Origin of the sequence: Pantoea sp. YU22 (assembly GCF_003970755.1) — a bacterium.
Taxonomy (GTDB): domain Bacteria; phylum Pseudomonadota; class Gammaproteobacteria; order Enterobacterales; family Enterobacteriaceae; genus Pantoea; species Pantoea piersonii.
Genome location: NZ_RYDU01000011.1, coordinates 1 through 18,038, shown reverse-complemented (window position 1 = coordinate 18,038; position 18,038 = coordinate 1). Strand labels below are relative to the sequence as shown.

At 57.8% G+C, this 18,038-nt stretch carries 14 protein-coding genes and 1 riboswitch; of the genes, 9 read left to right on the top strand and 5 right to left on the bottom strand.

The window, feature by feature from the left end:
- Positions 1–140: 140 nt before the first annotated feature.
- Together ppc and argE are read right to left on the bottom strand one after the other, a co-directional pair.
- Positions 141–2,792 carry a phosphoenolpyruvate carboxylase gene (gene ppc, locus EKL29_RS15250; RefSeq protein ID WP_126690115.1) on the bottom strand — a complete coding sequence of 884 codons (2,652 nt, stop codon included), beginning with the start codon at positions 2,790–2,792 and terminating at the stop codon, positions 141–143.
- Positions 2,793–3,077: 285 nt separating this feature from the next.
- Positions 3,078–4,226, bottom strand: a complete 1,149-nt coding sequence (gene argE, locus EKL29_RS15245; RefSeq protein WP_126690114.1) for an acetylornithine deacetylase — start codon at positions 4,224–4,226, stop codon at positions 3,078–3,080.
- Between the two features lie 168 nt (positions 4,227–4,394).
- Here argE and argC point away from each other — a divergent pair, with 168 nt between their 5' ends.
- The 4 genes from argC to argH all read left to right on the top strand — a co-directional run bounded on the left by argC (position 4,395) and on the right by argH (position 8,894).
- Positions 4,395–5,399 (top strand): N-acetyl-gamma-glutamyl-phosphate reductase, encoded by a 1,005-nt coding sequence (argC, locus tag EKL29_RS15240; protein WP_120457825.1) that lies wholly within the window; start codon positions 4,395–4,397, stop codon positions 5,397–5,399.
- Between the two features lie 15 nt (positions 5,400–5,414).
- Entirely contained in the window at positions 5,415–6,191 is a 777-nt protein-coding gene (gene argB, locus EKL29_RS15235; protein ID WP_120457827.1) for an acetylglutamate kinase, read from the top strand.
- Between the two features lie 23 nt (positions 6,192–6,214).
- Positions 6,215–7,432, top strand: coding sequence for an argininosuccinate synthase (locus EKL29_RS15230; RefSeq protein WP_120457829.1), 1,218 nt, complete (start codon positions 6,215–6,217; stop codon positions 7,430–7,432).
- Between the two features lie 88 nt (positions 7,433–7,520).
- Positions 7,521–8,894, top strand: coding sequence for an argininosuccinate lyase (gene argH, locus EKL29_RS15225; RefSeq protein WP_126690113.1), 1,374 nt, complete (start codon positions 7,521–7,523; stop codon positions 8,892–8,894).
- Between the two features lie 118 nt (positions 8,895–9,012).
- Here the strand turns inward: argH and EKL29_RS15220 are convergent, their stop codons facing one another.
- On the bottom strand, positions 9,013–9,747 hold the full coding sequence (locus EKL29_RS15220) for a glutathione peroxidase (protein WP_126690112.1): 735 nt from the start codon (positions 9,745–9,747) through the stop codon (positions 9,013–9,015).
- A 126-nt stretch (positions 9,748–9,873) separates the two neighbouring features.
- Between EKL29_RS15220 and oxyR the strand changes: the two genes are divergently transcribed.
- Positions 9,874–10,791 carry a DNA-binding transcriptional regulator OxyR gene (oxyR, locus tag EKL29_RS15215; RefSeq protein ID WP_120457836.1) on the top strand — a complete coding sequence of 306 codons (918 nt, stop codon included), beginning with the start codon at positions 9,874–9,876 and terminating at the stop codon, positions 10,789–10,791.
- On the opposite strand, the gene sthA is transcribed toward oxyR, so the two are convergent.
- The gene (gene sthA, locus EKL29_RS15210) at positions 10,774–12,174 is read right to left on the bottom strand and encodes a Si-specific NAD(P)(+) transhydrogenase (RefSeq protein ID WP_120457837.1); all 1,401 of its coding nucleotides are present in this window, start codon (positions 12,172–12,174) and stop codon (positions 10,774–10,776) included. The genes oxyR and sthA overlap by 18 nt on opposite strands.
- Before the next feature lie 191 nt (positions 12,175–12,365).
- On the opposite strand from sthA, the gene fabR reads away from it, so the two are divergent.
- On the top strand, positions 12,366–13,010 hold the full coding sequence (fabR, locus tag EKL29_RS15205; protein ID WP_120457839.1) for an HTH-type transcriptional repressor FabR: 645 nt from the start codon (positions 12,366–12,368) through the stop codon (positions 13,008–13,010).
- A 16-nt stretch (positions 13,011–13,026) separates the two neighbouring features.
- Positions 13,027–13,383 (top strand): YijD family membrane protein, encoded by a 357-nt coding sequence (locus tag EKL29_RS15200; RefSeq protein WP_081140612.1) that lies wholly within the window; start codon positions 13,027–13,029, stop codon positions 13,381–13,383.
- Positions 13,384–13,518: 135 nt separating this feature from the next.
- On the opposite strand, the gene trmA is transcribed toward EKL29_RS15200, so the two are convergent.
- The gene (gene trmA, locus EKL29_RS15195) at positions 13,519–14,628 is read right to left on the bottom strand and encodes a tRNA (uridine(54)-C5)-methyltransferase TrmA (RefSeq protein ID WP_126690111.1); all 1,110 of its coding nucleotides are present in this window, start codon (positions 14,626–14,628) and stop codon (positions 13,519–13,521) included.
- 110 nt (positions 14,629–14,738) lie between these two features.
- A riboswitch (cobalamin riboswitch) is annotated at positions 14,739–14,920 on the top strand.
- Positions 14,921–14,989: 69 nt separating this feature from the next.
- Between trmA and btuB the strand changes: the two genes are divergently transcribed.
- Positions 14,990–16,870 (top strand): TonB-dependent vitamin B12 receptor BtuB, encoded by a 1,881-nt coding sequence (gene btuB / locus EKL29_RS15190; protein ID WP_126690110.1) that lies wholly within the window; start codon positions 14,990–14,992, stop codon positions 16,868–16,870.
- Positions 16,815–17,666: a glutamate racemase gene (gene murI / locus EKL29_RS15185; protein WP_120457845.1), complete on the top strand. Its 852-nt coding sequence runs from the start codon at positions 16,815–16,817 to the stop codon at positions 17,664–17,666. Before btuB ends, murI begins: the two co-directional genes overlap by 56 nt.
- Positions 17,667–18,038: the final 372 nt, after the last annotated feature.

Genomic DNA, 18,038 nt, shown 5'->3' with positions numbered 1-18,038 from the left:
TAAATGAGAATGTGGATAACTGAGGAATGGTCCTAAAGGATAGAGCAAAGTAGCGCCCAGGCACAACGCTCGCAAGCGCGAAACAGGCAGCAGAACAGAGGTTTCCGGGCAGGGGGCCTGCCCGGGAGTGGTCAGGAAGATTAACCGGTGTTGCGCATACCCGCCGCTACGCCCGCGATGGTCACCATCAGCGCCTGCTCGACGCGCGGATCGACCTCTTCGCCGCGCGCTTCCTGGGCGCGTGAACGCTGCAGCAGCTCCGCCTGCAACACGTTGAGCGGATCGGTGTAGACGTTGCGCAGCGCGATCGACTCGGCTATCCACGGCTGATCCGCCATCAGATGCGCGTCGTTGGCGATGGTCAGCACTGCTTTAATATCGGCGTCAAGCTGGTCGCGTAGCTGTTTGCCCAGCGGCCACAATATTTTGTCCACCAGACGCTGATCGTAATATTCCGCCAGCCACAGGTCAGCTTTGGCGAACACCATTTCCAGCATTCCCAGACGCGTAGAGAAAAACGGCCAGTCGCGGCACATCGCTTCCAGCTGATCCTGATGGCCCTCCTCCATCGCTTTTTGCAACGCTGCGCCCGCGCCGAGCCAGGCGGGCAGCATCAGGCGGTTCTGTGTCCAGGCGAAGATCCAGGGAATGGCGCGCAGCGACTCGACGCCGCCGGTCGGGCGACGCTTGGCCGGACGTGAACCGAGCGGCAGTTTGCCCAGCTCCTGCTCCGGCGTGGCGGAGCGGAAATAGGGCACGAAGTCTGGATTTTCGCGTACGTAGCCGCGATACATAGCGCAGGAGTGCGCCGAAAGCTGGTCCATAATGCTGTGCCACTCTTTCTTCGGCTCCGGCGGTGGCAGCAGGTTAGCTTCCAGAATCGCGGCGGTGTAGAGCGACAGGCTGGCGATCGTGACTTCCGGCAGGCCATATTTAAAGCGGATCATTTCGCCCTGTTCGGTCACGCGCAGGCCGCCTTTCAGGCTCCCTGGCGGCTGCGACAGCAGCGCCGCATGGGCAGGCGCGCCGCCGCGACCAATACTGCCGCCGCGTCCGTGGAACAGCGTCAGCGCGATGCCGGCTTTCTCGCAGGTTTTGATAAGCGCATCCTGCGCCTGATACTGCGCCCAGCTGGCGGCCATTACGCCGGCGTCTTTCGCCGAGTCGGAATAGCCAATCATCACCATCTGTTTGCCCTGGATAAAACCGCGATACCAGTCGATGCTCAGCAGCTGGCTCATCACGTCGTTGGCGTTGTTGAGGTCGTCTAGGGTTTCAAACAGCGGCGCGACCGGCATGGCGAAGGTGATGCCCGCTTCTTTCAGCAGCAGATGCACAGCCAGCACGTCGGACGGGGTTTTCGCCATGGAAATTACGTAGGCCGCGATAGAGCCTTGCGGCGCCTCAGCAGCGACGCGGCAGGTCTCCAGCACTTCGCGCGTTTCGTCGCTCGGCTCCCAGTGACGTGGCAGCAGCGGCCGTTTGGAATTCAGCTCGCGCACCAGGAAAGCCTGTTTATCCGCTTCCGACCAGCTTTCATAGTCGCCGAGGCCGAGATAGCGGGTCACTTCAGCAATCGCTTCGGTATGACGCGTACTCTCCTGACGCAGATCGATGCGCACCAGCGGCACGCCGAAGCACTTCACGCGGCGCAGCGTATCCAGCAGCTGACCGTTGGCGATAATGCCCATGTCGCACTGCTGCAGCGACTGATAAATGGCGTAAAGCGGATCCCACAGCTGATCGTTGGAAACCAGCAGATCGGCCGGGCGCGGCAGACGCTCGCCTTTCAGGCGGCGTTCAAGCCAGGATTGCGTCGTAAGCAGCTGGCTGCGCATACGCTTCAGGATGACACGGTAAGGCTCAATCGCCTCTGGATCGCCGCACAGCTCGCGCACCTCTTCGCTGCATTCAGACATTGAAAGCTCAGAGATCAGCACGCCGATATCGCGTAAAAAGAGATCGGCGGCTTTCCAGCGGCTGAGCTGCATGGCGTGGCGCGTCACTGTGGCGGTAACGTTCGGGTTGCCGTCGCGGTCACCGCCCATCCAGGAGGTGAATTTTACCGGCACGAAATCTACCGGCAGTGTGACGCCGAACGCCTCTTCAACCTGTTCGTTCAGCTCGCGCAGAAAAGCAGGCACGCCTTCCCACAGGCTGTTCTCCACCACGGCGAAACCCCATTTAGCTTCGTCGATCGGCGTTGGACGGTATTTACGGATCTCATCGGTGTGCCACGCCTGCGCCACCAGTTGACGCAGGCGGCGCATAATCTGGTTGCGTTCATAGTCTGAGATATCGCTGTGATCGAGCTGCTTCAGGCAGCTGTTTACCTCGACCAGCTTATGGATCAGCGTGCGGCGAGTGATCTCTGTCGGGTGCGCAGTCAGCACCAGCTCCAGCGACAGCGACTCGATCGCTGCGCGAATATCATTCTCGCTGACGTCAGGCTGCTGCTTAAGGCGATCGAAGGTGGTTTTCAGCAGTTCGGGATGGTTCGCGCCATCGCCGCTGCGCGAAATGGTCTGATACTGTTCGGCGACGTTGGTCAGGTTAAGAAACTGGCTAAAAGCGCGCGCGACAGGCAGCAGTTCGTCGTTCGACAGATTTTGCAGCGTGTTAAGCAGTTCCTTGCGATGAGTGTCATTTCCCGCACGGGATGACTTTGAGAGTTTGCGGATAGTTTCCACCCGGTCGAGGATGTTCTCTCCTAGTGCATCCTTGATCGTATCCCCGAGCAGTTTGCCGAGCATACTGACATTACTTCGCATTGCGGAATATTGTTCGTTCATGTGACCCTGACACCCTTATCGTCTTTGTAAACTTCTACACCCACAGCGCGCGGCAAAGCCGGAACTGCATGAGTAATCACCCACCGGGCATAACATCGGCTTTTATCTAGCCACGTAAACCCGGCGGCGTCAATGCGCTTGAACGCCCGGTAACATGCATCTAACTAGCGGAAATTCAAAGATTTTAATTTGACGGGAGCGGGATAAGTTATTCTTATCAACAAATCCCGCGTTTAGACCAGGAAATTTACTTTCTTAACAGTGAATTGCCCTGTTTATTGCGTATCAGTGGCAAAAATGCTGTACAACCTGCGCGATCAGCGATCGAGTCGGCTTAATAAATGCGGTATCGATAAATTCATCAGGCTGGTGCGCCTGGTTGATCGATCCCGGCCCCAGAACCAGCGTCGGACACAGCTCCTGGATAAAAGGCGCTTCGGTGCAGTAGTTGACGACCTCGGTCGGCGTGCCGAGCAGTTTTTCCACCACGGCGACCAGTTCGTGATTGGCCGGACATTCGTAGCCCGGAATCGGCGGGTGCAGCTCGCCGACGGTGAGGCGTCCTGGCCAGCGTGCGCTGACCGGTGCCAGCGACTCGTTCAGCAGCCCTTCCAGATCGCTTAGCGTCAGGCCCGGCAGCGGACGAATATCCATGTGCAGCTCGCAGCATGCGCAGATGCGGTTCGCCGCGTCGCCGCCGTGAATATGGCCGAAGTTCATGGTGGGATAAGGGATCGCGAAACCGTCGTGGTGATAGCGCTCTTTCAGGGTATTGCGCAGCTGCATCAGATGACCGATGGCATCGTGCATCAGCTCGATGGCGTTGACGCCGCGCGCCGGATCGCTGGAGTGGCCCGACTGGCCCTGTACGCGGATAACGTGCGACAGATGGCCTTTGTGCGCGCGTACCGGCTTCAGCGAGGTCGGCTCGCCGATAATGGCGCAGTCGGGGCGAATGTTCGCCGTTTCAGAAAAATATTTCGCGCCCGCCATAGTGGTTTCTTCATCAGCAGTGGCAAGAATATAGAGCGGCTTGCTGAGTTTGCTGACGTCGACATCGCGCAGCGTGTCGAGAATAAAGGCGAAGAAGCCTTTCATATCGGCGGTGCCCAGCCCGTAGAGCTTGTTGTCGTGCTCCGTCAGGGTAAAGGGATCGCGCGTCCAGCGCCCCTCGTCGAAAGGCACCGTGTCGGTATGTCCCGCCAGCAGCAGGCCACCCGCGCCGCTGCCGGTGCGCGCCAGCATATTGAATTTATGGCGCGTGCCTGGCACGGGCTGCACTTCAACGCTGAAGCCCAGGTCGCGAAACCAGCCTGCCAGCAAATTGATTAAAGTTTCATTGCTCTGATCCAGCGCCGCATCGGTCGCGCTGATGGTCGGAGTCGCGATCAGCTGGCGGTAGAGTTCGATAAAAGGCGGTAATTTTGTCTTCACTGTTGACGGTCCTTGAGTTAGGATGTATCAATATTCATGCAGTAATAGTGAATAAAAATACATTAACGCCGGTTGGCTGGGAAGCAGAAATCCTCCGCAAACGGCATCGTGGGCAACGGGGCAAGGCCGCGACCCGGAACGTGTGACTGTAAAAAGGTATACAGCCTGATGTTGAATACGCTGATCGTTGGCGCCAGTGGTTACGCTGGCGTAGAGCTCGCCACCTTCCTCAATCGTCATCCACATATGAACATAACCGCTTTGGCGGTTTCAGCGCAAAGCCCGGATGCCGGAAAGCGTCTGTCGGATCTGCATCCGCAGCTGAAAGGCGTGGTGGATCTGCCGCTGCAGCCGTTGAGCAGCGCGGCCGAGTGGGCGGACAAGGTTGATGTGGTGTTTCTGGCGACCGCGCATGAAGTCAGTCACGATCTGGCGCCAGCCTTCCTCGACGCGGGTTGCGTCGTGTTCGACCTCTCCGGCGCGTTCCGCGTTAACGACAGCGAATTTTATCAGCGCTATTACGGCTTCACTCACCAGCACGGCGACTGGCTCGATAAAGCGGTTTACGGTCTGGCGGAGTGGAACCACGACAAAGTCAAAGAGGCGCAGCTGGTGGCGGTGCCGGGTTGCTATCCCACCGCGGCGCAGCTGGCGCTTAAACCGCTGGTCGACGGCGAGCTGCTTAACGCCGATCAGTGGCCGGTAATCAACGCCACCAGCGGCGTAAGCGGCGCAGGACGCAAGGCGAGCGTTACCACCAGCTTTTGCGAAGTGAGTCTGCAGCCATACGGTCTGTTTACCCATCGTCACCACCCGGAGATTGTCGCGCATCTCGGCGCGCCGGTAATTTTTACGCCGCATCTCGGCAACTTCCCGCGCGGCATTCTGGCGACCATCACCTGTCGCCTGAAGCCGGGCGTCAGCCATGACGACGTCGCGGCGGCGTTCCACCGCGCCTATCACGACAAGCCGCTGGTGCGTGTCTATGAGCAGGGCGTGCCGGCGCTGAAAGCGGTTATCGGCCAGCCGTTCTGCGATATCGGCTTCGCGGTGCAGGGCGAGCATCTGATCGTCGTCGCGGCGGAAGATAATTTGCTGAAAGGCGCCGCCTCGCAGGCGGTGCAGTGTATGAATATTCGCTTCGGCTTCCCTGAAACGCAGTCACTGATTTAACGGACAAGGATGCATATGACAACTCCATTAATTATCAAACTGGGCGGCGTGCTGCTCGACAGCGAAGAAGCGCTGGCGCGGCTGTTCGATGCATTGCTGGCCTGGCGCAGCGCGCATCAGCGCCCGCTGATGATCGTTCACGGCGGCGGCTGCGTGGTTGACGAGCTGATGAAAAAGCTTTCGCTGCCGGTGAAGAAGAAGAACGGCCTGCGCGTAACGCCTGCCGACCAGATCGACATTATTACCGGTGCGCTGGCGGGTACGGCCAATAAAACCCTGCTCGCCTGGGCGAAAAAATATGGCATTAAAGCGGTCGGCCTGAGTCTGGGCGACGCCGATCTGGTCAGCGTGGCGCAGCTTGATGAAGAGCTGGGACACGTCGGCCACGCCGAACCGGGCGATCCAGCGCTGATTAACACGCTGCTGGCCGCAGGCTATATGCCGATCGTCAGCTCTATCGGCATTACCGACGGCGGCGAGCTGATGAACGTCAATGCCGACCAGGCGGCGACCGCGCTGGCGGCCACGCTGGGCGCCGATCTGGTGCTGCTCTCCGACGTGAGCGGCATCCTCGACGGCAAAGGCCAGCGCATCGAAGAGATGACGGCCGCAAAAGCGGAGCAGCTGATCGCGCAAGGCATCATTACTGATGGCATGATTGTAAAAGTAAACGCGGCGCTCGACGCGGCGCGTACGCTGGGCCGCCCGGTGGATATCGCCAGCTGGCGCCACGCGGAGCAACTGCCTGACCTGTTTAACGGCGTGTCGATCGGCACCCGGATCCTCGCTTAACGACTTAGATTTAGGATGACGACATGAGCACGCAAAATATCAAAAAAATCGTACTGGCATATTCCGGCGGCCTGGATACTTCCGCCATTATTCCCTGGCTGAAAGAGAACTACGGCGGCTGTGAAGTGGTGGCGTTCGTGGCGGATATCGGCCAGGAGCGTAGCGATCTGGAAGGCGTGGAGAAGAAAGCGCTGCAGTCTGGCGCGTCTGAGTGCCACGTTGTCGATTTGCGTGAAGAGTTTATCAGCGACTACGTTTACCCGGTGCTGCAGACCGGCGCACTCTATGAAGGCACCTATCTGCTGGGTACCTCAATGGCGCGTCCGATTATCGCCAAAGCCCAGGTCGAACTGGCGCTGAAAGTGGGCGCAGACGCGCTGTGCCACGGCGCGACCGGCAAAGGTAACGACCAGGTGCGTTTCGAGACCACCTACACCGCGCTGGCGCCGCAGCTGAAAGTGGTCGCGCCGTGGCGTGAATGGAACCTGCGTTCGCGTGAAGCACTGCTGGACTATCTGAAAGAACGCAACATTCCGACCACCGCGTCACTGGAAAAAATTTACAGCCGCGACGAGAACGCCTGGCATATCTCTACCGAAGGCGGCGTGCTGGAGAGTCCGTCTAACGCGCCGAACAAAGATTGCTGGGTATGGACCGTCGATCCGCTGGAGGCGCCGGATCAGCCGGAAAACGTCACCGTTACCGTGGAAAAAGGACGCGTTGTGGCGGTGAACGGCGAAAGGCTGAGTCCGTTCCAGTGTCTGGAAGCGCTCAACGCTATTGGCGCGAAGCACGGCGTGGGCCGTATCGACATCGTGGAAAACCGTCTGGTGGGCATCAAGTCGCGCGGCTGCTACGAAACTCCTGGCGGCACCATTATGGTGAACGCGCTGCGCGCGGTTGAGCAGCTGGTGCTGGATCGCGACAGCTTCAAATGGCGCGAGCAGCTGGGTCATGAGATGTCTTACGTTGTCTACGACGGCCGCTGGTTCGCGCCGCTGCGTAAGTCAATCCAGGCCGCCGCCGAGTCGCTGGCTGAAGAGGTAAACGGCGAAGTGGTGCTGCAGCTCTATAAAGGTCAGGCGACGGCGATCCAGAAACGCTCCTCTAACAGCCTCTACTCAGAAGAGTTTGCCACCTTCGGCGAAGACGAGGTTTACGATCACCGTCACGCAGGCGGCTTTATTCGTCTGTTCTCGCTCTCTTCGCGCATCCGCGCCCTGAACGAGCAGAAGAAGTAATAGCTGGCGAGGCGTACGCCTCGCCCAACCAGATTTCGCAGGGGCGGCTTCGGGCCGCCTCTTGTTTAAGGATTGAAAGGAGTTTCACATGGCACTTTGGGGCGGACGTTTTACCCAGGCAGCAGACCAACGTTTCAAACAGTTCAACGATTCGCTGCGCTTCGACTATCGTCTGGCGGAGCAGGATATTGTCGGCTCCATCGCCTGGTCCAAAGCGCTGGTGACGGTCAACGTGCTGAGCGGCGCCGAGCAGCAGCAGCTGGAGCAGGCGCTGAATGCGCTGCTGGCCGAGGTGCAGGCGAATCCGGAGCAGATTCTGCAAAGCGACGCCGAAGATATTCACAGCTGGGTTGAAGGCCAGCTGATCGAAAAAGTCGGCGCGCTGGGCAAAAAGCTCCATACCGGCCGCAGCCGTAACGATCAGGTCGCGACCGATCTGAAACTCTGGTGCAAAGTCCAGGTTGAGGCGCTGCTGGGCGCCACGCGCGAACTGCAGCAGGCGCTGGTGGCGACCGCCGAAGCGAATCAGGATGCGGTCATGCCGGGCTACACGCATCTGCAGCGCGCGCAGCCGGTTACCTTCGCGCACTGGTGCCTGGCCTATGTTGAGATGCTGGCCCGTGACGAAAGCCGTCTGCAGGATACCCTGAAGCGCCTCGACGTCAGCCCGCTCGGCTGCGGCGCGCTGGCGGGCACCGCCTACGAGATCGATCGCGAGCAGCTGGCTGGCTGGCTGGGCTTCGCCTCTGCGACGCGCAACAGTCTGGACACCGTTTCCGATCGCGACCATGTGCTGGAGTTGCTGTCTGACGCCTCTATCGGCATGGTGCATCTGTCGCGCTTCGCAGAAGATTTAATTTTCTTCAATACCGGCGAGGCGGGCTTCGTGGAGCTGTCTGACAAGGTAACATCCGGCTCGTCGCTGATGCCGCAGAAGAAAAACCCGGACGCGCTGGAGCTGATCCGCGGCAAATGCGGCCGCGTGCAGGGCGCGCTGACCGGCATGATGATGACGCTGAAAGGACTGCCGCTCGCCTACAATAAAGATATGCAGGAAGACAAAGAGGGGCTGTTCGACGCGCTCGATACCTGGCTGGACTGCCTGCATATGTCGGCGCTGGTGCTGGACGGCATTCAGGTGAAACGCCCGCGCTGCCAGGAAGCGGCAGAGCAGGGCTACGCCAACTCGACCGAGCTGGCCGACTATCTGGTGGCGAAGGGCGTGCCCTTCCGTGAAGCGCACCATATCGTGGGCGAAGCGGTAGTCGAAGCGATCAAACAGGGCGTGGCGCTGGAAGCGCTGTCGCTGGCGCAGCTAAAGCAGTTCAGTGCGACCATCGAAGAGGACGTTTATGCCATTCTGGCGCTACGCTCTTGTCTGGAAAAACGGAATGCGAAAGGAGGCGTCGCGCCGCAACAGGTCGCGTCCGCCATCGCCGAGGCGAAACAGCGTCTCGCCTGATCGACAGGCAAAAAAAAGGCGGGCAACAATTGCCCGCTAACCTCTAGCTTCGGAATTTCATTTTTTATTTTAGGCACATCATCAGAGGGCCAGCGCTCCGGCTGACACTATGATTCTTTTACGCTGACAGCAGGTACTGCTCCAGATCGTCGCTGCCGCCGATATGACGACCGCCGATAAAGACCTGCGGCACCGTGGCGCGGCCTGAAACGGCGCGCAGGCTGACGGTGGTAGCATCCTGACCCAGCACAATCTCTTCGAACGGCATGTTGTTATCGATCAGCATCTGTTTCGCTTTAGTGCAGAACGGACAGCCTGGTTTGGTAAAGAGCGAGACGGACTCCTGCATTTTGAATTCTGGCGCCAGATAGCGCAGCAGGGTGTCGGCGTCAGAGACCTCAAAGGGATCGCCCGGCTTGTTCGGCTCAACGAACATCTTCTCAATTACGCCGTTACGCACCAGCATCGAATAACGCCATGAGCGCGCGCCAAAACCAACGTCTGATTTCTCGACCAGCATCTCCATCCCGCGCGTAAACTCGCCGTTGCCGTCCGGAATAAAGGTAATGTTTTCCGCACGCTGCTCTGCTTTCCATGCGTTCATCACAAAGGTGTCGTTAACCGACACGCACAGGATGCTGTCAACGCCATGCTGCGCAAATACGCTGTAGAGCTCGTTATAGCGCGGCAAATGACTTGAAGAGCAGGTGGGCGTAAAGGCGCCCGGCAGCGAAAAAACGATAACCGTCTTGTCTTTGAACAGCTCATCTGTAGTGACGTCTACCCAGCGATCGCCCTGGCGGGTGTGAAATACGACCTGCGGAACGGCTTTACCTTCCTGAGTTGCAAACATATTTTCTCCTTAAGAGCGAATCGCCTGAATTTGCTGCGTGCATTATTCTCATCATTGCTTGATAGGGCTAATCGTTCATTGCTATCCTATCTATCGCCACGGGCTATCGTGGTCTGGAGGATAACAATGAACATTCGCGATCTTGAATATCTGGTTTCGCTTGCTGAGCATCGCCATTTCCGCCGTGCGGCGGACGCATGCCACGTCAGCCAGCCAACGCTGAGCGGACAGATCCGCAAGCTGGAAGATGAGCTGGGCGTTATGCTGCTGGAGCGAACCAGCCGTAAAGTGTTGTTCACCCAGGCGGGCATGCTGCTGGTCGATCAGGCGCGCACCGTGCTGCGGGAAGTTAAAGTATTAAAAGAGATGGCGAGCCAGCAGGGCGAAGCCATGTCCGGCCCACTGCATATCGGGCTGATCCCTACCACAGGTCCCTATCTGCTGCCGCAAATTATTCCTATGCTGCACCAGACTTTCCCCAAGCTTGAGATGTATCTGCACGAGGCCCAGACGCAGCAGCTGCTGGCGCAGCTCGACAGCGGCAAGCTCGACTGCGCGATTCTGGCGCTGGTCAAAGAGAGCGAGGCCTTTATTGAGGTGCCGCTGTTCGACGAGCCGATGAGGCTGGCAGTTTATCAGGATCACCCGTGGCACGATCGCGATCGCGTCCCGATGTCCGATTTGGCGGGCGAAAAGCTGCTTATGCTGGAAGATGGCCACTGCCTGCGCGATCAGGCGATGGGCTTTTGCTTTGAAGCGGGCGCTGACGAGGATACGCATTTCCGCGCCACCAGCCTGGAGACGCTGCGTAATATGGTCGCGGCCGGAAGTGGCATCACGCTGCTGCCCGCGCTGGCGGTGCCGCAGGAGCGCGTGCGCGACGGCGTATGCTATTTGCCGTGTTATAAGCCTGTGCCGCAGCGCACTATCGCGCTGGTCTATCGTCCCGGTTCGCCTCTGCGCAGCCGCTATGAGCAACTGGCAGAAGCGATTCGCACGCACATGCAAGGCTATCTCAACACCACGTTAAAACAGGCGGTTTAAGCCGTTCAACGCGGCCACGCGATAGGCTTCGGCCATGGTGGGGTAGTTAAAGGTGGTATTTACGAAGTACTCAATCGTATTGCCGCCGTTTTTCTGCTCCATAATCGCCTGTCCGATGTGAATGATTTCGGCCGCGCGCTCGCCAAAGCAGTGAATGCCCAGGATCTCTTTGGTTTCGCGGTGGAACAGAATTTTCAGGCTGCCCACGTTCATGCCGACAATCTGCGCGCGCGCCAGATGCTTAAACTGCGCGCGGCCCACTTCATAAGGCACTTTCATCGCCGTCAGCTGCTGCTCGGTTTTGCCCACGGAGCTGATTTCCGGAATGGTATAGATACCGGTCGGGATATCTTCCACCAGGTGCGCGCTGGCTTCGCCTTTGATAATCGCCTGTGCGGCGATGCGGCCCTGATCGTAGGCGGCTGACGCCAGGCTCGGGTAGCCGATCACGTCGCCCACCGCATAGATATGCGGCTGCGCAGTCTGATACATGCTGTTTACCTTTAGCAGGCCGCGTCCGTCCGCCTCCAGCCCGACATTCTCCAGCGCCAGCGAATCGGTGTTGCCGGTACGGCCGTTAGCGTAGAGCAGGCAGTCAGCTTTCACTTTTTTGCCTGACTTCAGGTGCATAATAACGCCGTCGTCAACGCCTTCGATTTTCTCAAACTCTTCGTTATGGCGGATCACGACGCCGCTGTTCCAGAAGTGGTAAGAGAGCGAATCTGACATCTCCTGATCGAGAAACGCCAGCAAACGGTCGCGGGTGTTGATGAGATCGACCTTGACGTTCAGCCCGCGGAAAATCGATGCATATTCACAGCCGATCACACCCGCGCCGTAGATAATGACGTGGCCCGGTTCGTGATGCAGATTAAGGATAGAGTCGGAGTCGTAAATGCGCGGGTGGGTAAAATCGACATCTGCCGGATGATAAGGACGGGAGCCGCAGGCAATAACGAATTTCTCCGCCGTCAGGCGCTCGCGCGTGCCGTCATAGTGCTCGACTTCAATTGTATTGGCATCGATAAAGTGGGCGTTGCCCTGAAAGAGTTCGCAGCGATTGCGCTCGTAAAAGCCCTGACGCATCGCGGTCTGCTGGCTGATGACGTTTTCCGTATGGTTAAGGATATCAGCGAACGAGGAGCGCAGCAGTCGGGTGTGATCGCTGTAGAGCGGGTTTTGGTTGAATTCGATAATGCGACTGACTGCATGGCGAAGCGCTTTGGAGGGAATGGTGCCCCAGTGGGTACAACCGCCGCCGATGTTATGGTAGCGTTCGATCACTGCAATGCGCGCTCCCTGCTTCACCAGGCCCATGGCTGCACCTTCACCTCCAGGACCGGAGCCAATCACGATGGCATCGTAATCGTAAGACTTTTGCATACCAGTACGTCCTATTTTCTATACATTTTTACAACGAGATTCTAACATCTCGCCGCGCACTTCTGAATTCTAACAGCGAAATTCCCCTCCGTTTGACAAAGAGTGAGGTTAACAGGCGGTCACAAACTTTGCCCTTATGTACGCTGAAATTTTGTTATAGTGCCTCTTCAACTCGTCACAAGGCAGAGAGAATGGGCGTCAGAGCGCAACAAAAAGAACGTACAAGACGTACGCTGATCGAAGCGGCATTTAGCCAGCTTAGCGCCGAACGCAGTTTTGCCAGTTTAAGTTTGCGTGAGGTTGCCAGGGAGGCCGGTATCGCGCCCACCTCTTTTTATCGTCATTTTAAGGATGTCGATGAGCTTGGTTTGACGATGGTCGATGAGAGCGGTTTGATGCTGCGCCAGCTGATGCGTCAGGCGCGTCAGCGTATTGCTAAAGGCGGCAGCATAATTAAAACCTCGGTCTCCACCTTTATGGAGTTTATCGGCAACAATCCCAACGCGTTTCGGCTGCTGCTGCGTGAGCGTTCCGGCACTTCCGCCGCGTTTCGTGCCGCCGTCGCGCGTGAAATTCAGCATTTTATCGCCGAACTGGCGGACTACCTTGAGGTGGAAAACCGCATGCCGCGCAGCTTTACCGAGGCGCAGGCGGAAGCGATGGTGACTATTGTCTTTAGCGCAGGCGCGGAAGCGCTGGATGTCGATATCGAACAGCGACGCAAGCTGGAAGATCGCCTGGTGCTGCAGCTGCGCATGATCGCTAAGGGCGCTTATTACTGGTATCGCCGTGAGCAGGAGCGGCTGGCGGTTACCCTGGAAAAAACCGAAGAGTAAACGATAAGGATAAGCCATGACACAACCGACCTCCCGCGATAAAGGCACCCTGCTGCTGGCTTTTATTACCGGCTTAGCGATTAACGGCTCATTTTCCGTGCTGTTTAGCGCCTTTGTTCCTTTTTCTATCTTTCCGATTATCGCGTTAGGCCTTGCGGTCTGGAGCCTGCACCAGCGTTATCTGAACCGCAATATGCCGGACGGCATGCCGGGTCTGGCAGCGGCGTTTTTCCTGCTGGGCATTCTGGTGTATAGCGCGCTGGTGCGCGCCGAGTATCCGGATATCGGCTCTAACTTTATTCCGACGCTGCTGATGGTGGCGCTGGTGTTCTGGATCGGCGTTAAGATGAAGCGTCGTAAGAACAACGACTGACAGATAAACGGGAACCTGAGGTTCCCGTTTTATTTGGTGGTCGATCGCGCCAGCGCCATGCGTTTTTGTCGCTGGCGCGGGCCGCTTTGCTCTTCCGCCCGCACCACCTGCGTTTTGCGTGAGTCTGCGCGTACTTTACTTATCGTTTTTACGCGTCAGCCACACGCCGCACTCCATATGGTGCGTATAGGGGAACTGATCGAACAGCGCCAGACGGGATACCTCATGCGTCTGCGCCAGCGTTTGCAGGTTGTCGCACAGCGTCTCGGGATTGCAGGAGATATAAAGGATACGCGGATAGGCCTGCACCATCTTCACCGTCTCCTCATCCAGACCGCTGCGCGGCGGATCGACAAAGATGGTTTCGCATTCATAGCTCTTCAGGTCGATGCCCTGTAAGCGATTAAAGCTGCGTACGCCGTTCATCGCCTGGGTAAACTCTTCCGCCGCCATGCGGATAATCTGCACGTTATCGATCTGGTTGGCTTCGATATTAAACTGCGCCGCCGCGACCGAAGGCTTGGCGATCTCCGTCGCCAGCACGCGGCGGAAATTGCGCGCCAGCGCCAGCGAAAAGTTGCCGTTGCCGCAGTAGAGCTCCAGCAAATCGCCGCGCGATCCCTGGGTCACGTCCAGCGCCCACTCCAGCATCTGAATATTCATCGCCGCATTGGGCTGCGTGAAGCTGTTCTCTACCTGTCGGTAGATCATTTCGCGGCCCGCCACCGGCAACCGCTCGTCGATAAAATCGCGGTCGAGACAAATTTTGGTTTTCGTGGCGCGGCCGATCAGCTGCACCCCATAGCCCTGTGCGCGCAGCGCGTCGCGCAGGGCGCTCGCCGCCTCAATCCAGTCCGCTTCCAGCTTACGGTGGTAAAGCAGCGAGATAACAATCTCATTGCTCATCGTCGAGAGATAGTCGATCTGAAACAGCTTGTGGCGCAATACGCGGTTATCGCGGATCGCCGCGATCATTTCCGGCATCAGCGCGTTAATCAGTTCGCTGGCGGCGGGAAAACGATCGACGCGAATACGCTGCCGCGTCGCCTGATCGAAGATGATGTGATAAATATCGTCGCCATCGTGCCAGAGGCGAAACTCCGCGCGCATCCGGTAGTGGCTGACCGGCGAGCGAAACACCTCCACTTCAGGCGCGGCGAACGGCGTCATCATCGTCTGTAAACGGCTGACTTTCTCGGCCAGTTGCGCGTCGTACTGTTCGGTCGGGAGATGTTCGGGTGTCATGAGCGATCCTGGTTAATAGCAAACTTGCCGGGCGATTGTAGGCATTCACCTGGCGTTGTCCAGTCCTGCGCGCACCAGGAGGATGGAAGTCTGGACTTCCATTAAGACTCCTGTAGACTGCGTGCGCCGGCCTCAGCCTGAGTTAATAGGGAATCCAGTGCGAATCTGGAGCTGACGCGCAGCGGTAAGGAATGTCGTGGCGATCGCCTTGCAGACACTGTCCAGCTGGATGGGAAGTCTTCGCCATTTATGGTTCCCAGCCCGAAGACCTGCCGGTGTGACGTCGCAACTCGTACGGTCATCGCGTGCTATCGATCGTATGCCTGCGGCATCCTGCTTCGTCTTTTGGATGCTCATAAAAATGAAAAAACATTCCGCTTCGCTGTTCGCGTTTAGCGCAACGGCGCTTGCTCTCTGGGCGCAACCTGGTTTCGCTCAGAATGATGATGATACACAAGTTGTCACCGCTAACCGTTTCGCCCAGCCGGTATCCTCGGTGCTGGCACCAGCGACAGTAGTCACGCGCGCTGAGATTGACCGCTGGCAGGCGAAAAGCCTGACCGATGTGATGCGCCGTTTGCCTGGCGTCGATGTCGCGCAGAACGGCGGTATCGGGCAGAGCAGTTCGCTGTTTATTCGCGGCACCAATTCCAGCCATGTCCTGATCCTGATTGACGGCATTCGCCTCAACCAGGCGGGTATCTCTGGCTCTTCCGATCTCAGCCAGATTCCGCTTTCGCTGGTGCAGCGTATCGAATATATCCGCGGCGCGCGCTCGGCGGTCTATGGTTCGGACGCTATCGGTGGTGTGGTGAATATTATTACCGGCCGCGCGCAGCCTGGCACCACGCTGACCGCAGGCGTCGGCTCAAAAGGCTATCAGTCTTATGACGGCTCGACGCAGCAGATGCTGGGCGACGCCACAACGCTGACGCTGGCTGGCAACTACACCTATACCCGCGGCTTTGACGTCGGCGCGGGCTACCCTAACGACTATGGTCCGGCGCAGGGCGACAGAGATGGTTTTATGAGTAAGACCCTCTATGGCAACCTTGAGCATCAGTTCAGCGATGAGCTGAGCGGCTTTGTGCGCGGCTATGGTTTCGACAACCGCACCGCCTATGACGGCTCCTACAGCTACGACAGCAGCTATACCCATATCGTCGGTCTCGCAGATACGCGCCAGCTTTATAGCCAGACCTGGGATACCGGTCTGCGTTTCAGTCGGGATATCTATTCGACGCAGCTGATCGCCAGCTACAGCCGCACCAAAGATATCAATTACGATCCGCGCAATGGCCGTTATGGCGACGCCTCTACCTTTGACGACGTTACGCAGTACAACCTGCAGTGGGGCAATACCGTACAGGTTGGGCAGGGCGCGATTAGCGGCGGCGTCGACTGGCAAAAAGAGACTACCGAACCGGGCACCAACTATCTGGCGGATGGGTATGAGCAGCGCAACACCGGCGTCTATCTGACCGGGCAGCAGCAGTTCGGCAGCGTCACCCTGGAAGGGGCGGTGCGCGGCGACGACAATAACCAGTTCGGCTGGCACAACACCTGGCAAACCGCCGCCTCCTGGGAGTTTATTTCAGGCTACCGCGTCTTCGCCTCCTACGGCACCGCCTTTAAGGCGCCGAACCTGTCCCAGGTGTATAGCCCAGGCTATGGCAACCCCGATCTCGATCCGGAAAAGAGCAAGCAGTGGGAAGGGGGCTTCGAAGGGCTGACCGGACCGGTTAACTGGCGAGTATCGGGTTACCGTAATGACATTGATAACCTTATCGACAGCGACCCGACCACCTATCGCTACTACAACATCAATAAAGCGCGTATTAAAGGCATTGAGGCGACCGCTTCGTTCGATACCGGCCCGCTAGGCCATCAGATCTCCTACGACTACGTCGATGCGCGCGACGGCGAGACCGATGAACAGCTGGTGCGCCGCGCAAAACAGCAGGTTAAGTATCAGCTCGACTGGACGATTTATAACCTTGACTGGTCGGTTACCTACCATTATCTGGGCGATCGGTTTGATAATGACTTCAACAGCTATCCAACCCGCCGCGTAAAACTGGGCGGCGTGAGCCTCTGGGATCTCGCGGTGTCGTATCCGGTCACATCTCAGCTGACGGTTCGTGGTAGAATTGCCAACCTGTTTGATAAAGATTACGAGACAGTGTATGGCTATCAAACTCCAGGAACGGAGTATTACCTCAGCGCCAGCTACAGCTTCTGATCTGCGTCCTACCGTGCTGGTGTTTGACTCCGGCGTGGGTGGGCTCTCTGTCTATGATGAGGTCCGGCAGCTGCTGCCGGACCTGCATTATCTCTACGCTTTCGATAACGCTGGCTTTCCTTATGGGGAGAAGAGCGAAGAGTATATTGTCGAGCGCGTCGTTGATATCGTCGGCGCGATTGCCAGTCGTCATCCGCTTTCTCTTTGCATTATCGCCTGCAATACCGCCAGTACGGTCTCCTTGCCGGCGCTGCGCGCGCGCTTCGACTTTCCCGTCGTCGGCGTCGTGCCCGCGATTAAACCGGCGGCGCGTCTGACGCGTAACGGCGTGGTGGGTCTGCTGGCGACGCGCGCGACGGTGCGTCGTCCTTATACGCACGATCTCGTGGCGCAGTTTGCCACCTCTTGCCGAATTGCCATGCTGGGTTCGGCGGAGCTGGTGGAGCTGGCAGAACAGAAGCTTCATGGGCAGGCTATTGCCCTGCAGGATGTACGGCAGGTTGTTCAACCCTGGCTGCGGATGGCGGAGCCGCCGGATACGGTCGTGCTGGGCTGCACGCATTTTCCTTTACTGCGTGAAGAACTCCAGCAGGTCTTGCCTGAAGGCACGCGTCTGATCGATTCAGGCGCGGCGATAGCCCGTCGAACGGCCTGGCTGCTGGAGCATGAGGCGCCTGGCGTGCGCTCTTCGCAGGCAAACTGCGCATTTTGCACCGAGCTTGACAGCGAAGCGCTGCAATTATCGCCGGTTCTACAGCGTTATGGCTTTCCTTCGCTGGAAAAAGTGGCGGTTTAAGGCTGTTTTGCTGAAAAAAACGACACTCGGAAATTAATTTGAAATTAGCACTTGTCAGCCGGAAAGAACTCCCTATAATGCGCCTCCACTGACACGGCACAACGGCTTACGGAATGCGGTGTTAAGTAAGATTCGGCAAGGTACGAATCGTCAGACAAGCAAAAATAAATGCTTGACTGATAAAGCGGAAAGCGTAATATACGCAGCCCGCGCCGCTGAATAATCGCGGCATGCTCTTTAACAATTTATCAGACAATCTGTGTGGGCACTCGCAGGACAGATATCAAAAAGTCTGCGGACTTTAAAAATATCAAGTCTCAAGAGTGAACACGTAATTCATTACGAAGTTTAATTCTTTGAGCATCAAACTTA